Annotated in this window: 15 protein-coding genes and 1 tRNA gene; 5 read left to right on the forward strand and 11 right to left on the reverse strand. The window is 59.8% G+C overall.

Features of this window, described 5'->3' with window-relative positions; all coding sequences use genetic code 11:
• Nucleotides 1-54: 54 nt before the first annotated feature.
• Both BLW01_RS06490 and BLW01_RS06495 read right to left on the reverse strand, forming a co-directional pair.
• The gene (locus tag BLW01_RS06490; protein ID WP_092568697.1) at nt 55-1,041 is read right to left on the reverse strand and encodes a TRAP transporter substrate-binding protein; all 987 of its coding nucleotides are present in this window, start codon (nt 1,039-1,041) and stop codon (nt 55-57) included.
• 310 nt (nt 1,042-1,351) lie between these two features.
• On the reverse strand, nt 1,352-1,813 hold the full coding sequence (locus BLW01_RS06495) for a GlcG/HbpS family heme-binding protein (protein ID WP_092568698.1): 462 nt from the start codon (nt 1,811-1,813) through the stop codon (nt 1,352-1,354).
• Nucleotides 1,814-2,022: 209 nt separating this feature from the next.
• Between BLW01_RS06495 and BLW01_RS06500 the strand changes: the two genes are divergently transcribed.
• Both BLW01_RS06500 and BLW01_RS06505 read left to right on the forward strand, forming a co-directional pair.
• Nucleotides 2,023-2,706, forward strand: a complete 684-nt coding sequence (locus BLW01_RS06500; RefSeq protein ID WP_092568699.1) for a GntR family transcriptional regulator — start codon at nt 2,023-2,025, stop codon at nt 2,704-2,706.
• Nucleotides 2,707-2,959: 253 nt separating this feature from the next.
• Entirely contained in the window at nt 2,960-3,853 is an 894-nt protein-coding gene (locus BLW01_RS06505; protein ID WP_092568700.1) for a DMT family transporter, read from the forward strand.
• Here the strand turns inward: BLW01_RS06505 and BLW01_RS06510 are convergent.
• From BLW01_RS06510 to BLW01_RS06525, 4 genes are all read right to left on the reverse strand, one after another.
• Nucleotides 3,831-4,580, reverse strand: coding sequence for an ABC transporter ATP-binding protein (locus tag BLW01_RS06510; RefSeq protein ID WP_092568701.1), 750 nt, complete (start codon nt 4,578-4,580; stop codon nt 3,831-3,833). The two genes, BLW01_RS06505 and BLW01_RS06510, sit on opposite strands and share 23 nt — an antisense overlap.
• Nucleotides 4,574-5,656 carry a FecCD family ABC transporter permease gene (locus tag BLW01_RS06515; protein ID WP_092568702.1) on the reverse strand — a complete coding sequence of 361 codons (1,083 nt, stop codon included), beginning with the start codon at nt 5,654-5,656 and terminating at the stop codon, nt 4,574-4,576. The genes BLW01_RS06510 and BLW01_RS06515 overlap by 7 nt, the downstream gene beginning before the upstream one ends.
• 13 nt (nt 5,657-5,669) lie before the next feature.
• Nucleotides 5,670-6,716 carry an ABC transporter substrate-binding protein gene (locus tag BLW01_RS06520; RefSeq protein WP_229806433.1) on the reverse strand — a complete coding sequence of 349 codons (1,047 nt, stop codon included), beginning with the start codon at nt 6,714-6,716 and terminating at the stop codon, nt 5,670-5,672.
• A 294-nt stretch (nt 6,717-7,010) separates the two neighbouring features.
• A tRNA-Arg gene (locus BLW01_RS06525) sits at nt 7,011-7,087 on the reverse strand.
• A gap of 174 nt (nt 7,088-7,261) precedes the next feature.
• Here BLW01_RS06525 and BLW01_RS06530 point away from each other — a divergent pair.
• Nucleotides 7,262-7,834 carry a hypothetical protein gene (locus BLW01_RS06530; protein ID WP_092568704.1) on the forward strand — a complete coding sequence of 191 codons (573 nt, stop codon included), beginning with the start codon at nt 7,262-7,264 and terminating at the stop codon, nt 7,832-7,834.
• A gap of 5 nt (nt 7,835-7,839) precedes the next feature.
• On the opposite strand, the gene BLW01_RS06535 is transcribed toward BLW01_RS06530, so the two are convergent.
• Complete coding sequence (locus BLW01_RS06535; protein WP_092568705.1) at nt 7,840-9,603, reverse strand: TRAP transporter permease; 1,764 nt, start codon at nt 9,601-9,603, stop codon at nt 7,840-7,842.
• A gap of 17 nt (nt 9,604-9,620) precedes the next feature.
• A complete protein-coding gene (locus BLW01_RS06540) occupies nt 9,621-10,601 on the reverse strand; it encodes a TAXI family TRAP transporter solute-binding subunit (protein WP_092568706.1) in 981 nt (326 codons plus the stop codon).
• A 216-nt stretch (nt 10,602-10,817) separates the two neighbouring features.
• On the opposite strand from BLW01_RS06540, the gene BLW01_RS06545 reads away from it, so the two are divergent.
• Nucleotides 10,818-11,714, forward strand: a complete 897-nt coding sequence (locus tag BLW01_RS06545) for a c-type cytochrome (RefSeq protein ID WP_229806434.1) — start codon at nt 10,818-10,820, stop codon at nt 11,712-11,714.
• Between the two features lie 12 nt (nt 11,715-11,726).
• On the opposite strand, the gene rep is transcribed toward BLW01_RS06545, so the two are convergent.
• From rep to pyrE, 3 genes are read right to left on the reverse strand one after another with little or no spacing between them, the layout of a single operon-like run.
• The gene (gene rep, locus BLW01_RS06550; protein WP_092568708.1) at nt 11,727-13,784 is read right to left on the reverse strand and encodes a DNA helicase Rep; all 2,058 of its coding nucleotides are present in this window, start codon (nt 13,782-13,784) and stop codon (nt 11,727-11,729) included.
• A gap of 1 nt (nt 13,785) precedes the next feature.
• Nucleotides 13,786-14,259 (reverse strand): tRNA (uridine(34)/cytosine(34)/5-carboxymethylaminomethyluridine(34)-2'-O)-methyltransferase TrmL, encoded by a 474-nt coding sequence (gene trmL, locus BLW01_RS06555; protein ID WP_092568709.1) that lies wholly within the window; start codon nt 14,257-14,259, stop codon nt 13,786-13,788.
• 5 nt (nt 14,260-14,264) lie between these two features.
• Nucleotides 14,265-14,918 carry an orotate phosphoribosyltransferase gene (gene pyrE / locus BLW01_RS06560; protein ID WP_092568710.1) on the reverse strand — a complete coding sequence of 218 codons (654 nt, stop codon included), beginning with the start codon at nt 14,916-14,918 and terminating at the stop codon, nt 14,265-14,267.
• A 103-nt stretch (nt 14,919-15,021) separates the two neighbouring features.
• On the opposite strand from pyrE, the gene BLW01_RS06565 reads away from it, so the two are divergent.
• The gene (locus tag BLW01_RS06565; protein ID WP_092568711.1) at nt 15,022-15,789 is read left to right on the forward strand and encodes an exodeoxyribonuclease III; all 768 of its coding nucleotides are present in this window, start codon (nt 15,022-15,024) and stop codon (nt 15,787-15,789) included.
• Nucleotides 15,790-15,855: the final 66 nt, after the last annotated feature.

Below are 15,855 nucleotides of genomic sequence, written 5' to 3' on the forward strand. Positions count from 1 at the left end.
AGCAGAGGATGGACCGCCCCGAGCGGAGCGGTCCGTGGATTCACTCAGATAGGCTCATTCTTCCTCACCGAGCTCCAGCACGCGGTCGATCAGGTCGCCGCCGCCTTCCACTTCCTCGTCGAAGCGCTTGTAGATCGGATCACTGGCATCGATGAAGGCTTGCTGATCAGCCTCGTTGATCTCCATGCCGGCCGCCTCCATTTCGCCGAGCAGTTCTTCATCCTGCTTGGCAGCCGTTTCGTAGACGAAATCCTGAACCTCTTGAGCCGTTTCCTCCAACACGTCACGAACGTCTTCGGGGAGGCTCTCCCAGTGATCCTTGCCGACCACCACATAGGCAGGGGTATAGACGTGGTTGGTCATGGAGAGGTAGTCCTGCACTTCCTGGAACTTCTGCGAGTAGATTTGTACCAAGGGGTTTTCCTGACCATCCATGGTACCGGTCTGTAACGCCGTGAAGACTTCCGAGAGCGCCATGGGCGAGGGGTTGGCACCGTATTCCTCGAACATGCGCACCCGCCAGGTCCCCTTTGGGGTACGTAGTTTCAGACCATCCAGATCCTCCGGCGTGTTGATGGGCCGCTCATTGTTGGTGATCTGGCGGAAACCGTTCTCCCACACTGCGAGAATCTTGTACCCCTCCTCCTCGACCAGCGGATAGAGATCGGGTTCGAGCACCTCATCGATGACGCGCTTCATGTGCTCCCGATCCTTGATCAGGTACGGCATTTCGAACAGGCCGAATTCATCGACCACCGACGACATCACGGTGGAAGGCAAGGAGAAGGTGACCTGACCAAGCTTGAGTTTCTGCATCATGGACTCGTCACCGCCGAGTTGGCTCGACCCATAGACTTCTACCTCGTAGTCATCGCCCAACCGCTCATTGGCTCGCTCGGCGAACTCGGTGGCCGACACATCGAACAACGACCCTGGATTGCCGACGTGGCCGAACTGTAGCTCGGTCTGAGCCATGCCGAGCGCTGGCGTCAGGCTCACGGCCAGGAAGGTGCTCGCAAATGCTGTCTTGGTGATTTTCATTGAGTGCTCCAGTGCTGGCTTGTTGTTGTATGCATTCTGCCCGGGCATGAAGTCCTCTTTTGTCAGTCTCCGGGCCCACAGGCGACCAACGGGCCGCACAACGGCACGACTCGCCCCAGGTCTCTCTGGCAGCTTGGTGAGTCCGACCGTCACGAGTTAAATTTGAATTCAAAATTCATTATTAGATATTAAACTTTGGTCGACCACCTGACGAATACCTACGATTTACAAGCCGAATCAGTCAGTTGGCACTAACGCAATAGCGCACCTGCTAAACATCATGTGGTTCACGTCATGGGCATGGAATGCATCAATCGGGTTCTATACCATAAGCCAGCCCCGCTGCCTCAATCCCGGCCACCGCTGCCGCCTCATCTTCGCCCGATGAGGCACCACTGGCACCGACGGCACCAATGACGCATTGCTGATCATCAAGAATGAGCACGCCGCCCGGTACAGGAATGAACTGCCCTTCCGAGGCAGCCGCCACACTGGCCAGAAACGCCGGTCGTTCCGCATTGCGCTGCCCGACCACGCCACTGGAGGCACCATTACCGATAGCCGCGAACGCCTTGCCCTTGGCGACGGCATAACGCAGTGGGGCACACCCATCTTCGCGTTCCGCCGCCACCACATTGCCGCCGCCATCAAGCACGACGACAGTCAAAGGCTCCATGCGCATTGCGCGCGCTTTGACAAATGCTCCGTCAATGATCTGCCTTGCTTGCATACGACTTAGCAATACGTGACTGCGATACCCCTTGCCCGCCATGGATGTCTTCCTTACTTGTGAGCACCGAAACCAACATCAACGATAGCGCTTGAGACTCGGCCGATCGTTGACGAAATGAATATTGAATTCATAATATTTTTTGCTTTAGAGTGTCAATGTCCCAGTATTCTGAGCGAGCAAACCGTATTTGATATGATCAGTGTGTTACACGGCTGAACATGGAGCCAACGCCTGACAGGACCCTTCCCATGAGTAAAATCCAGAATCGTAGCCTGTACCTTGAAGTGGCTGACCGTGTACGCGAGCTCATCGAGCAAGGCGAGTTGGCCCCGGGAGAGCGCATATCGGAAAAAGCGCTCTGTGAGCGTTTCGGTGTCTCCCGCACACCGCTGCGCGAAGCATTGAAAGTTCTTGCCTCCGAAGGATTGGTGGAATTGCTGACCAATCGCGGGGCCAGAGTCATGCGCCTGACGGTGAAGATGGTCAAGGATACGTATGACTTGATGGCAGCCCTGGAAGGGCTGTCAGGGGAGCTGGCTTGCCAGAATATCAGTGATGAGGAAATCGAGGCTATCTGCCGACTTCACGAAGAGATGCTTCGGCACTATCAAGAGCGCAACCTCATGCCGTACTTCAGGATCAACCAGCAGATTCACGAGAGCATTCTGGCCGCCTCGGGCAACGAGGTCCTGCAGGAGATGTACAGCAACCTGAGCCAGCGGGTGAAGCGCGTTCGCTACTCGAAAAAGATGACCGACAGCTTCTGGCGACAAGCCGTGCAGGATCACGAGAACATGATATCGGCACTCAAGGCCCGTGATGGCAAGCGTCTCGGTCAGATCCTGCGGGAACATCTCTGCAACAAGCTGGAAGTCGCATCGATCGCCGGCATGATCGAGGACGATGAGGAGCTCAGCGTCGTGAACTCTTGAGCCGCCCAGGCGGCTCGTCGCGATATCAGCCAGGCCCAGGCTCCCGACTCAGCCAGCCTGCTCATGCACGGCAAGCATCACGTTCATAGAAGCAACGCCATCGGACCAGTCGACAGAGCCTGGTCATAGGAAGATCTTTTTTCGATGTGGGCTTCCAGAGCGCAAGGACGACGCATAAGATACCGACAGAAATCCACCAACGGGAAGTCAGCAGGACTCTCGGCCAGTCAAGAATCCAAGGAAAACCGTGTCCATGGAAAACACGACGGACAGGCCGTTGGCCGGCATCGCTCTCCGACTGCTGTCAGGCATTCTCTTCACGGCGATGGTGGTATGCGTCAAAGCGGTGAGTACGGTGGCCCCCCTGGGACAAACCGTCTTCTTCCGGTCGGTCTTCGCGCTCCTGCCTATCGTGGTGTTCCTCGCATGGCGGCGGGAGTTCCCTGCCGGCCTGGCCACCCGCCGACCGGCGGGACATCTGTTGCGCTCGGGCCTCGGCGCGGCAGCAATGTTTTCCTCCTTTGCCGCAGTCGCGCTGTTGCCGGTGGCTGAGGCGACACTCCTGGCACAGCTGACCCCCGTACTGATGGCATTGGGCGGGGTGTTGCTGATGGGTGAGCGGTTCACGGCCCATCGTGCCGGGGCGCTCTTGCTGGCGCTGGCCGGTGTGGCTGTACTGGTGCTACCTGAGTTGGGCGCCGGCGGCACCTCATTGACAGGATATGCGCTGGGATTACTCGCGGCCCTGTTGTCGGCGGGAGCGCTACTGACGGTACGTCACATCTCGCGTACGGAGACGGCGGGTGCGATTGCCTTCTACTTCATCCTCGTTTCGGCGTTGGCGGGGCTGGCCACCCTGCCTCTGGGCTGGGCCACGCTCACGGGGCATACGCTGGGGTTGTTGATCCTCTCGGGACTCTTCGGCGGGGCAGCCCATATCTGCATGACCCTGGCGCTGCGTTACGCGGAGGCGTCGCGCCTGGCGCCCTTCGAGTACGTCGCCCTGATCTGGCCGATCCTGGCCGACTTGCTGGTGTTCGGACTGCCGATATCCAGCGGCTTCCTGCTGGCCCTACCCCTGGTGCTCGGCGGAGCAGGCCTGGCAGCGCTGGAAGGACGGAGCGTCAGACGGCCTGCTCGACAATGAGCTGGGGATAGCCCTTCGAACAAGGCTCGATGCGGGCTTCTACGCGATAGACCTGATGGAGAAGCGTCGGGGTGACTACCTGGTCTGTCGAGCCACAGGCGATCAGGCGGCCATTCTCGAGCATCATCGCTTGATCGGTGAATCGCAAGGCATGGCCCAGGTCATGTAGCGCCACCAGGATCAGCATACTGCGCTCCCGGGCCAGCCGCCTCAGAACCGTCAGCAGGCCGATCTGACGGTGGAGATCCAGGGCCGAGGTCGGTTCGTCGAGCATCAGGATCTCAGGCTCCTGCACCAGGGCCTGGGCGGCACTCACCAGCTGGCGCTGACCACCACTGAGATCGCCGATATCACGCTTGCCCAGTTCGGTGATCTCCAGTTCCTCGAGGGCACGGTCGACCTGGGCGAGGTCCTCGGCTTGCACTGTCAGCGCTCGTCCCTGCATGCGTGCCAGAAGCACCGACTCGTAGACCGTCAACACTGCCTTGGCACCGGTTTCCTGAGGCATGTAGGCCACGGGTCGCTCCGAGGTAGTGCCGGCAACCATCACTTCCCCCGCTCCCTTGAGCAGACCGAGGATACGTCGAAAGAGGGTGGATTTCCCCGCGGCATTGGGGCCGAGCAGGGCAACGACCTGCCCCCCTTCGAAGGTTGGGGTGCTGATCTCCGCCAGGATCTGATGACGACCATAACTGGCTGAAAGGCGGTCTAGCTTGAGCGTTACCATGAAGCCTTCTTGCGGTTGAGCACGAGGAACAGGAAGAAGGGGATACCCACCAGTGAAGTAATGATCCCGATGGGAATGACGGTGCCGGGAATGATGACCTTCGACAGTACCGAACCGACGGAGAGGATCAAGGCGCCGCACAATGCTGAGCCCGGCAGGAAGAAACGCTGATCCTCGCCCAGTAGCAAGCGCGCGATATGCGGTCCGACCAGGCCAATGAAACCGATGGTACCGACGAACGACACGGCAATGGCCGCCAGCAACGAGACGAGCACCAGGACCTCGAGGCGCAGAGCGCGTGGTTTCACGCCCAGGCTCTCAGCCTTGTCGTCACCCAGGCGCATGGCGGTGAGCGCCCAACCGTGGCGTGCCAGCAGCGGCAGTACCGCAGCGAGAACGCCCAAAGCGATCCACAACTTGGGCCAGGTCGCCTTGGTCAGGCTGCCCATGGTCCAGAACACCACCGCGGCTACGGCCTGCTGACTGGCGAAGAACTGGATCAGCGCCATCAAGGAATTGAAGATGAACACCATGGCGATGCCCAGCAGCACAATGGTCTCGATCGTCACCCCACGCCGCAGACTCAGCGCATGGATGAGGAAAGCCGTCAGCATGGCCATGGCAAAGGCATTGATTGGTACCACGTACTCGATAGCAGCGGGAATGAGCACGACGCCGAATGCCAAGGCCAGCGCGGCACCGAAGCTTGCCCCCGCCGAAATGCCCAGTGTGAAGGGGCTGGCCAGCGGATTGCTGAGGATGGTCTGCATCTGGGCACCGGCAACCGACAGACTGGCCCCAACGACCAGTGCCATCAACGCCACCGGCATGCGGATTTCCCACAGAACCACGCGGACCTGCTGGCTGACGGCATCTGGGGTGAGCAGGCCGGCAAGCACCTCGTCCAGACTGAAGCGGGCAGGTCCCAGGGCCAGGTCGATACACAGGCTCAAAAACAGAGCCAGCGTCAGCATCGCGAGAATAAGCTGACGCTTGACCACCAGGGCACGGTAGAAGCCCTGCCCCGGGGAGACACCGTTCACCGCAGTGACCTGATCGGTGGTCGAGACGTCCATGTCGGTGTTTACCCTAGCGGTCATTCAGAGAAAGCCAGTAACCAGGCATATAGTCCACGGGCAGGAAGCGCTCGTGCAACTCCTCCATCGTCGCCTCGGGGTCAAGGTCGGCGAACAGTTCCGGGTGGAACCACTTTGCCAACTGTTGCACCGCAACGAAGTAGTAGGGACTGTTGTAGAACTGGTGCCAGATGGCATGAAAGTCGTCGTTCTCGACGGCCGTGATGCCAGTCATGGCAGTACGCTCGGTCAGCCCCTTCAGCTTGGCACGCGCGGCGTCCATGTCGGCACCCGGCCCCACGCCGACCCAATCGCCGCCGGGGACGTAGGCGTCCCAGTTGCCTCCGGTCACCACCACGTGCTCGGGATCGGCGGCGAGGATCTGTTCGGGGTTAAGTGAGCCGAAGGTGTCGGGAATGATGTCGCTGGCAATATTGTTGCCGCCGGCGATCTCCACGTATTCGCCGAAGTTGCCGGCGCCGAAGCTCATGCAGCAATCCTCGGAATAGCCCCCTGCGCGATCGATGAAGACCCGGGGACGCTCGGGATTCGACTCGGTAATGACATCCCTGACGCGATCCATCTGGGCCTCGACGTAGGCGATGAAAGCCTCGGCATCTTCCTCTTCGCCCAGCAACTGGCCCATTAATCGCATGGAGGGAATGGTGTGCTCGAGCGGGTCCTCGCGAAAGTCCACATAGACGATGGGGATACCGAGTTCCGCGAGCTTGTCGTCGTAGCCCGCATCCTCGGTGGCCGACCTGGCCTCGAGGTTCATCAGCACGACGTCCGGCTCCAGCGCGGCGGCCTGCTCCACGTCGAAGGTGCCATCCTTGAAGCCGCCGAAGGTGGGTATCTCTTCCATTTCGGGAAACTGCTCGGCATAGACGGCATAGTTATCAGGGTCGGCCTGGGAGAAATCCTCCCGCCACCCTACCACACCGTCGAAAGGGTCCTCCGGCTGCAACGCGCCGAGCAGATAGATCTGGCGACCTTCGCCCAGAATCATACGGTCCACAGGCGCGTCAACGGTGACCTGGCGGTCAGCGATATCTGTCACGGTAATCTCTTCGGCCGTTACACTCGTGCCGACGAGAGCAAGGGTAGCGCCGCAGAGGGCGATCAGCAGTCGTTTATACATGGCAGAGCCTTTCACTCTCTGGCTAGGGGATTAATCTGGCCGCCAGGATATGACGTGGGCAACCATTTAAAACAGATTATCCCACGCACTTAATTCTCATTCAACTGCGGAAATGCGTGTGAATCCCGTTGGAGAGGGGTTATCGAGCACGGGCATCATTCGGACACACCCATGAAAAAAGGGCTTGCGCGTTAACGCAAGCCCTCGGGATTCTGGCCCGCCCTGAAGGATTCGAACCTTCGACCTTTGCCTCCGGAGGGCAACGCTCTATCCAGCTGAGCTAAGGGCGGATGCTTTCAGTTTATCGACTGATATCGCTTCACCATGCGGGCAACGCTGCTCATGCTGCACCCAGCAGCTATGGGCGTATCGCTGCAAAGCGGGCACAATGCTACCCGCCCATCGGCGACGTGTCCAGCGCCGCGGGGCTCGTGACTAGAGAACGATCACCAAAGGGGACATTCATGATCTTTGCCACTCTGGGCCCATCAGGCAGTAACCATGAACTGGTGTTGCAACGTTACCTGCATGTCCGACAACCACCGGACGCCGACATTCGCTTGTTCGAGGATTTCGACGATGCCTTTCAGGCATTGACCGAACACCGCGTGGATTTCGTGCTGCAGGTATCGGCCCACCCCAGTCACTCCGACTGTGTGGGCAAGTACATGAATCGTGCCCATATCGTCGACACCTTTATCGCGGCCAGCAAGCCACTGGCTCTCTTGTGCCGCCGCGAGATCGCTCGGCCGACAACGTTGGGCCTGCAACCCGCCACTCGCCATTACACCGACCTGTCCGGCTGGACGACGCAGATCGAAGAGCCTTCCATCGTTCGGGTCGCCGAGGGGCTGCTGGAAGGACGCTACGATGCGGGTATCACCGCGGAGGAGTTCGCTAGACAGCATCCGGGACGATTCTATATGCAGCAGCGTCTTGGTGCTGCTCGTGATGCCTGGATACTGTTCAGTCATCGACCTCTCGACGAGACATGGATCCTGTGGCCCGAGGCGCCCGTCACACGCTTGTTCAGATGACGCGCCTATATCAGGAAAATGACGGCCGCCCCCGCGAGGATCAAGGCCAGCCGCAACCAGACAGGCCGACGGGCAATCACACCGTAGCTGATACCAACCAGCCCTATGCCGATCTTGCCCGTGTCAATCAGCGCAGCGGGCAGATCCTCTGCAAGAGCGATGACACCGGTATTGGCCACCATCGCCAAAGGAATCAGGTAGAGTCCGATTCCCAGTGCCATGGCGCGCAATGCGACTTTCAGCCAGTTTTCTCCGACCATGCCGGCCGCGATGAACACACCCCCACAAACAGGGGGCGTGATGGTCGATAGCAACGCAAACCAGAAGACGAAAAGGTGTGCCAGCAACGGCGCCAGGCCAAGCTCCGTCAGTGCCGGACCAGCCACGGAAACGCAGATCACATAAGCCGCCGTGGTCGGCACTTCCATGCCGAGAATCAAGCAGGCAATGGCGGTCAATAATAGTGCCGGCCATAGCGCCTCCTGGGAGAGAGACAGGATCGCTGAAGTCACCTTCACCCCCAGTCCTGTCATCGACAGCACGCCGATGACCAGCGAGGCACAAATGATGATGGATGCAATCACCGACACCTGTCGCCCGGCCGTTACCGCCGCCTCAGCCAGCCGATGACCAAAATCCCGCCCTGAAACTTGTAGCCGCACATTGAACAGCAACAGAGCCAGTCCGGCGAAGATAGCGATGCTGGCCGCAAACTGGGGCGTATTGCCACCATGGAAGATACGCTCCAGCAGAATGGCGAAAGGTACGGCAAAGAACAGCGACGTGATCAGGACCTCACGGGGGGCCGGGGCATCATCGGCAGCGATGGGGCGCAAGTCATGGCGGGTAGCGAATGCATTGATGCCCACCCAGACCGTCGTGAAATAAAGCAAGGCCGGCAGTACCGCCGCCGCCATGATCTGGACATAGGGCGTACCGGTCAACTCGACCATGACGAAGGCACCGGCTCCCATGAGCGGTGGCATGATCTGACCACCTGACGAAGCCACGGCCTCTACTGCGCCGGCCAGCGAACGTGGATAACCCAGCCGCACCATCGAGGGAATGGTGATCGATCCCGTCGAGGCCACATTGGCCGAGGCCGACCCGGAAATCGACCCCATCAGGGCCGAGGAAATGACCGAGACCTTGGCGGCTCCCCCCGTCAGGCGACCGGCGAAGGCACTGGCCATGTTCATGAAGCCCTGCCCGGCTTCACCGGCGTTGAGGACGGCGCCAAAAATCACGAAGATGGCGACCACACCGACGCTGACGCCCGTCAGCTCTCCCCAGAGCCCGCCTTCCGCAATGGTCAATGTCCCCACCAGGCTCGCTGTCGGCATGCCCTGATGGCCGAATTCGCCCGGCACATGACTGCCAAGAAAAGCATATGCCAGAGCACATAACGCCACCAGCGGCAGCGGCCATCCGATAGCTCGACGCGCCGTTTCCAACGCCAGCAGAATCAGGAATCCACCAATGGTCATCTGCCATGCGTTATCGATGAAGCCGTACTGACTGGCCAGAGCGGCCTCATTGAGAACGATATAACCACAGGCCGCCACACCCAGCAGGGTGAGTAACCAGCCACTCCAGCGCTGCCAGCGCGTCCTGGCCATGAACACCAGAATCCATGGCAGTGCCAGGGCCATGTGCATAGGCCGGCTGATCAACGCCGGGGCCAGTCCGTAGAAAATCAGCCCTAGATGAAACAGGACCGAGATCGCACCGAGCGCTACCCACCCCGGGTGAAGCTGGCGGGACAGCATGTCAGAACCGTGCTCGCTCAACGCAGTGACTCGGGCACGTCGATACCGGCCTCCTCATAGTAGCGCAAGGCACCGGGATGCAGCTCTCCCGCCATGCTCTCGAGCATCTCGGGATCGATGACCTCCCACCAGGATGACTCCTCGGCCATGGCATCACGCCGCTCCCAGAAGGTCCTGGTGATCGCATAAGCGGTATCGTCATCCATCCGGGTCGTGGTGTAGGCAATGACCGGCAAGGATGTCGTCTCGACATCCGCCTCCACGCCCGCATAGGTATCGGCGGGAATGGTCTGAGGCGTTGCACCGGTTGACTCGATCTGCTCCTCCGTCAATGACACCAGGCTGATCGGCATACTGGACGCCGTTTCGATCACGTTGGGAGTCGGGAAGGAACTGGCCGTGACGAAGCCATCGATCTGGCCATTCTTCAGGGCATCGGGGCCACTACCGATTTCCGCATCAGCGATCTCGATATCCCCCGCCAGATCGAACAGCTCGATGTAGCGTTCGGCCTCGCGGGCCCCGAAGGTTCCCCGGCCAATCAGAATTTCCTGCCCTGCCAGGTCCTCCATCGCGATCACTCCGTCATCATCATCGCCATCCTCATTCGCCACGACCCAGTGCATGGTGATGGACGGAATCGGGAACAGACCGCGGATTTCCTGGAAATTGGGGCTCGGGCGTTCAGCGAAATCACCTTCACCCGCCAATGCCTGCTCGACCAGCCCGGGCGGGGTAGTGAATACATAGTTGCCCGTACGGGCCGCCACTTCCATCACGTTCTGTACCGACCCCTGGCTCTCTTCCAATGTCAGAACGATCTCGTCGTCGGTGCCCGATTTGATCGCCTCGGACAACTCGACACCCATCTGGTAGTACGCCGTTCCCGAGGCGGCAGACTTGTAGGTCACACGTGTCTCGGCCTGAGCAGACATGGCGTGAATCCCCAACCAGGAAGAGACAAACAGCAAGGTTGCAAGGCGGACGGAATGAGGCATGAGCTTCCTCTTTATTCTATTCACTGAAGATGATGAAGTGGCGATATAGTAGACGTTTGCAAATGGTATTGAGAACCCCGACCCTCTTCGTCTGGGCCCAAAGGAGCATATGCTGGCCATTTTCCCGGCAAACCGGTTGCCGCTATACTGACACCCTTTGCGCTGATGCACCCAACAGCTCCCGATTACAAGACCGTGAATAATGAGGTGGTGAGAGTGAGATTCAACAATCTGATCATGGGGTGTCTTGTCGCCCTGGTGATGATGGTGGTATCGGCCACCACGCACGCCGACATATCTCGTGACGCTATCGAAGAACGCTTGAAGCCCGTGGGCGATGTCTGCCTGGAAGGGGACGACTGCGGGACGGCGGCGCAAGCTGCCAGCGATGGCGAGGACGGCAGCCAGTCCGGCGAGGAAATCTACGGCGATGTGTGCGCTTCCTGTCACGACAACGGCACGGCCGGTGCGCCGGCACTCGATGATGACGATGCGTGGGCGGAACGCACCGAACAGGGCATCGAAACGCTCTATGATCACGCCATCAATGGCATTGGGAGCATGCCACCCAAAGGGGGCAATTCAGACCTCTCGGATAACGATGTCAAACGCGCCGTCAATCATATGGTCGAGAACCACATGGACGACGTGCCGGAAGTCGGTGGCGACGATGAGGACTCGACCGACAACGACGAAGCCACAGAGGATGAGGCATCCTCCAACGGCGACGATGACAGCGGCAATGGTGAAGACGACTCGTCCAACGGCGAAGAGGAAGGCGGCACCGACGAGGAAGAATCGTCCAATGGCGCGGACGACGGTAACGGCGAGGCATCGGACAGCGACGACGCAAGCGGTGATGGGGGAAGTGACGTCGACGGTGAAGCGGTCTACGCCGACGTCTGTGCCGCTTGTCACGACAGCGGTGCCGCCGGCGCGCCGAAGCTGGGTGATGCAGAAGGCTGGGGTGATCGGCTGGATCAGGACACCGCCACGCTCTATGAGCATGCCATCAACGGCATCGGTGCCATGCCCCCCAAAGGCGGCAACAGCGGCCTGTCCGATGAAGAAGTCGAAGCCGCTGTCGACTACATGATCGAGGGAACCGAATAACGCCGGATCACATCAATCCAGCAGCGATCGCAGGCCCGCAATGGCATCCTTGCCGCGGGCCTGTTTCTTCTCCGGGTCTTCCTTGTCGGCACGCCCTTCCCACTCCAGATCCGCCTCGGGCAGCTCATCCAGGAAGCGGCTGGGCGTGCAGTCCAGCAACTCCCCGTAGGCTTTGCGTTGCCTGGCCAGCGTCAGTGTCAGCGTGCGTCGTGCCCGGGTGATCCCGACATAAGCCAGGCGGCGCTCTTCCTCGACGGTGTCGGCCTCGATCGCATTGCGATGAGGTAGCAGCGCTTCCTCCATACCCATCAGGTAGACGTGCGGGAATTCCAGTCCCTTGGCCGCGTGCATGGTCAAGAGTTGTACCCGGTCGGAATCGTCCTCCTCTTCCTGCTGTTCGAGGATATCGCGCAACACCAGCCGTGAAATGGCAGCCTCCACACCGTCGGTTTCGGTGGCTGTGCTGTCAGCGTCCGTGTCGGCATCACCATCGAGTGATTTCTCGAGTTGGTCGATCAGCGTCCAGACATTGGCCATGCGCCGTTCAGCAATGGCGGGCGAGCTGGCGTTCTGATAGAGCCAGGCTTCATAGTCCATCTCGCGCAGCATGTCGCGGATGGCGGCGATGGCGTCATCCTGATCCATGCGCCGGCGTATGCCATCGATGAAGTGGGTGAAACGCCCCAGCCGCTCCACAGCCCGGGTCGACAGCACCTGTTCCAGCCCCAGTTCATGGCAGGCAGCAAACAGAGAAACGCCACGTTCGGTGGCATAGTTGGCCAGCTTCTCCAGCGTACCGGGACCGATTTCTCGACGCGGTACGTTGACGATGCGCAGGAACGCATTGTCATCGGCCGGGTTGATCAAAAGGCGCAGGTAGGCCATGGCATCCTTGATCTCGTTGCGAGAGAAAAAGGAGGTCCCTCCGGACAGTTTATAGGGGATCTGATAGTGCTGAAGCTTGAGTTCCAGCAACCGGGCCTGGAAGTTGCCCCGATAGAGCACCGCGAAGTCCCGCCACTCGGCACGCTCCTTGATGCGCCGGGTGAGGATCTCGCCGGCGACACGCTCGGCTTCTGCTTCTTCATGGCGATTGACCACCACACGGATCGGGACGCCGGGCCCCATATCGGACCATAGTGCCTTCTCGTAGACGTGGGGGTTGTAGGCAATCAAGGCATTGGCGGCACGCAGAATCGTACCGGTGGAACGATAGTTCTGCTCCAGCTTGATGACCTTGAGGCGCGGGAAATCCTCTCCCAGCGTGACGAGGTTCTCCGGACGAGCACCGCGCCAGGCGTAAATCGACTGGTCGTCATCACCCACCACGGTGAAGGTGCGGCGCTCCGCCATCAACAGCTTCACCAGTTGGTACTGACTGACGTTGGTGTCCTGATACTCGTCGACCAGCATGTAATGAATGCGGCGCTGCCAACGAGCCAGTACCTCAGGGTCATCACGCAACAGCACCACGGGCAGTAGAATCAGGTCATCGAAATCGACCGCGTTATACGCCTTCAGATGACGCCCGTAGGCTTCGTAGACTCTTGCCGCATACTGCTCGTCATCATCGGCGGCATGCGAGAGGGCTTGTCCCGGCAGGACCAGATCGTTCTTCCACTGCGAGATCCGATGTTGCACCCGCGCGATCTGGTCGGCATCGACCTGGGCGTCTTTCTGCATCAGATCGCGCAATAGCGCCTTGGCATCCTCGGGATCGAACAGCGAGAATCCCGGCTTGTAGCCGAGCGTCTTGAGTTCGCTGCGGATGATAGTGAGCCCCAATGTATGAAAGGTCGACACTGTCAGGCCGTGGCCTTCCTTGCCCTTGAGCATCGACCCGACCCGCTCCTTCATCTCGCGCGCGGCCTTGTTGGTAAAGGTCACCGCCGCGATACGGCGCGCACTCATGCCGCATTCGCGTACCAGATAGGCGATCTTGGTCGTGATCACACTGGTCTTGCCGGAACCGGCACCGGCCAGCACCAGACAAGGACCGTCGATATAGCGCACGGCTTCCTGCTGGCGCGGGTTGAGAGCGGAAAGACGCTGTTGAATCGTGGACATCATTTCACTCGTCGAGATCGGCACCGACAAAATCAAGCTGTCGCCAGGCCTCGTAGACGATCACCGCACAGGCATTGGACAGATTGAGGCTGCGACTCTTGGGCTTCATGGGAATACGCAGGCACTGTTCCCCGGGCAGGGCATCGAGCATCGCCTGCGGCAGTCCTCGCGTCTCGGGGCCGAATACCAGGGCGTCGCCCTGGCGGTAACGGGGCGTATGATAGCCGCTTCGCCCACGCGTCGAGACGGCGAAAACTCTCGCCGGTTCGACGGCTTCGATGAACTCTGGCCAACTCGCATGGACAGAGACCCGAGCCCACTCATGGTAGTCCAGTCCGGCTCGTCGCAACCGCTTGTCATCGAGCGTGAACCCCAACGGTTCGATCAGATGCAGCCGAAAACCGGTGTTGGCGCACAACCGGATCAAGTTGCCGGTATTGGGCGCGATCTCGGGCTGATACAACACCACATCGAGCATCGCGTTTACTCTGCCACGCCGTATCGGGCACGATAGGCGCGAACGGCCTCGGCATGCGGCGCCAATTCCTCGCCGGCATGCTGCTCGAGATACGCCAGCACGTCATCCAGCGTCACGATACTGATCACCGGCATGCCATAGCGCGCCTCGACATCCTGAATGGCGCTGGTCGCTCCGCTACCCCGCTCCTGACGGTCAAGTGCGATGACGACACCGGCCGCCGAGGCTCCTGCGGCATCGATCAACGACATGACCTCGCCGATGGCCGTTCCCGCCGTGATGACATCGTCGATGATCAGGATCCGGCCAGACAATTCGGCACCGACGATATTGCCGCCTTCACCGTGATCCTTGGCTTCCTTGCGGTTGAAGGCGAAAGGCATATCGCAGTCGTGATTGTCGGCCAACGCCACGGCACTGGTTGCCGCAAGCGGTATGCCCTTGTAGGCCGGACCGAACAACACATCGGCCGTCACACCGCTGTCGATAATGGCCTGGGCATAGAAACGTCCCAGGCGGGCCAGCGAGGCGCCACTCTTGAACAGGCCGGCGTTGAAGAAGTACGGACTCACCCGTCCTGACTTGAGAGTGAACTCACCGAATCGCAATACGCCCTGCTCGATGGCAAACTCGATGAATTCGCGCTGATAAGGCTGCATTTGCTTGGACACCCAACCCCCTATCACTTTTATAAGCTAATGCCATTTACCTAAACGTCTAATCGTCGGGTATCATACAGGCGCGACGGAAAAGGGAACATGTATGAAAATCGCCAGCATCAATGTCAATGGTATCCGCGACGCGGTCGACCGAGGCTTTCTCGACTGGTTGGCCAACCAGGACGCCGACGTCGTCTGCGTGCAGAATCTCAAGGCCAAGAGCTTCGAGCTCGATGACAGTATTCTCTACCCGGAAGGCTATGAGGGGTATTTCCTCGACGCCGAACAGGATGGTTTCTCGGGCGTCGGCATCTACAGTCGCAAGATTCCCAAGGCCATCATGTACGGGCTGGGCTTTCCTCAATGTGACAATGAAGCCCGCTTCCTCCAGGCTGACTACGAACGTTTCAGTATCGTCAGTTTCCTGATGCCGGACGGCAGCGACCCCGATGCCAAGGCAGCCTTCATGGAACAGTATCAGGAATACCTGGCCAAGATGGCACGCAAACGCCGTGAATATATCATATGCGGCACCTGGCATATCGCCCACAAGACCATCGACCTGGCCAACTGGGCCGACAACCAGACCACGCCTGGTTTCAAGCCGGAAGAGCGTGCCTGGATGGACCAGGTTTTTGGTCCCACCGGCTTCATCGACGCCTTCCGGGAAGTCAACCGCGACGCCGGTGAGTATACCTGGTGGCCAGCACTGGATCAGGATCAGCCACGGGCCCGTCAGGAGGGATGGCGTCTGGACTATCAGGTCGTGGGCACCCAATTCCGACGGCATGTCGTCGATGCCTGGATCGATGAAGATGCCACCTTCTCGGAATTCGCCCCGTTGATCGTGGAATACGATCTGAGCCTGTAACGTACCACTTTCCGTCGCCGTTCCTCTCGTCTGCCGGCCCACAAGCCGGCAGACGGATAGTCGGGT

This window comes from Aidingimonas halophila, assembly GCF_900106955.1.
Lineage (GTDB): Bacteria > Pseudomonadota > Gammaproteobacteria > Pseudomonadales > Halomonadaceae > Aidingimonas > Aidingimonas halophila.

Excerpts from the sequence above, each read along its gene's own strand:
- BLW01_RS06490 (WP_092568697.1), bottom strand. The coding sequence starts at position 1,041 with ATGAAAATCACCAAGACAGCATTTGCGAGCACCTTCCTGGCCGTGAGC.
- BLW01_RS06495 (WP_092568698.1), bottom strand. The coding sequence starts at position 1,813 with ATGGCGGGCAAGGGGTATCGCAGTCACGTATTGCTAAGTCGTATGCAA.
- BLW01_RS06500 (WP_092568699.1), top strand. The coding sequence starts at position 2,023 with ATGAGTAAAATCCAGAATCGTAGCCTGTACCTTGAAGTGGCTGACCGT.
- BLW01_RS06505 (WP_092568700.1), top strand. The coding sequence starts at position 2,960 with ATGGAAAACACGACGGACAGGCCGTTGGCCGGCATCGCTCTCCGACTG.
- BLW01_RS06510 (WP_092568701.1), bottom strand. The coding sequence starts at position 4,580 with ATGGTAACGCTCAAGCTAGACCGCCTTTCAGCCAGTTATGGTCGTCAT.
- BLW01_RS06515 (WP_092568702.1), bottom strand. The coding sequence starts at position 5,656 with ATGGACGTCTCGACCACCGATCAGGTCACTGCGGTGAACGGTGTCTCC.
- BLW01_RS06530 (WP_092568704.1), top strand. The coding sequence starts at position 7,262 with ATGATCTTTGCCACTCTGGGCCCATCAGGCAGTAACCATGAACTGGTG.
- BLW01_RS06535 (WP_092568705.1), bottom strand. The coding sequence starts at position 9,603 with ATGCTGTCCCGCCAGCTTCACCCGGGGTGGGTAGCGCTCGGTGCGATC.
- BLW01_RS06540 (WP_092568706.1), bottom strand. The coding sequence starts at position 10,601 with ATGCCTCATTCCGTCCGCCTTGCAACCTTGCTGTTTGTCTCTTCCTGG.
- rep (WP_092568708.1), bottom strand. The coding sequence starts at position 13,784 with ATGATGTCCACGATTCAACAGCGTCTTTCCGCTCTCAACCCGCGCCAG.
- trmL (WP_092568709.1), bottom strand. The coding sequence starts at position 14,259 with ATGCTCGATGTGGTGTTGTATCAGCCCGAGATCGCGCCCAATACCGGC.
- pyrE (WP_092568710.1), bottom strand. The coding sequence starts at position 14,918 with ATGCAGCCTTATCAGCGCGAATTCATCGAGTTTGCCATCGAGCAGGGC.
- BLW01_RS06565 (WP_092568711.1), top strand. The coding sequence starts at position 15,022 with ATGAAAATCGCCAGCATCAATGTCAATGGTATCCGCGACGCGGTCGAC.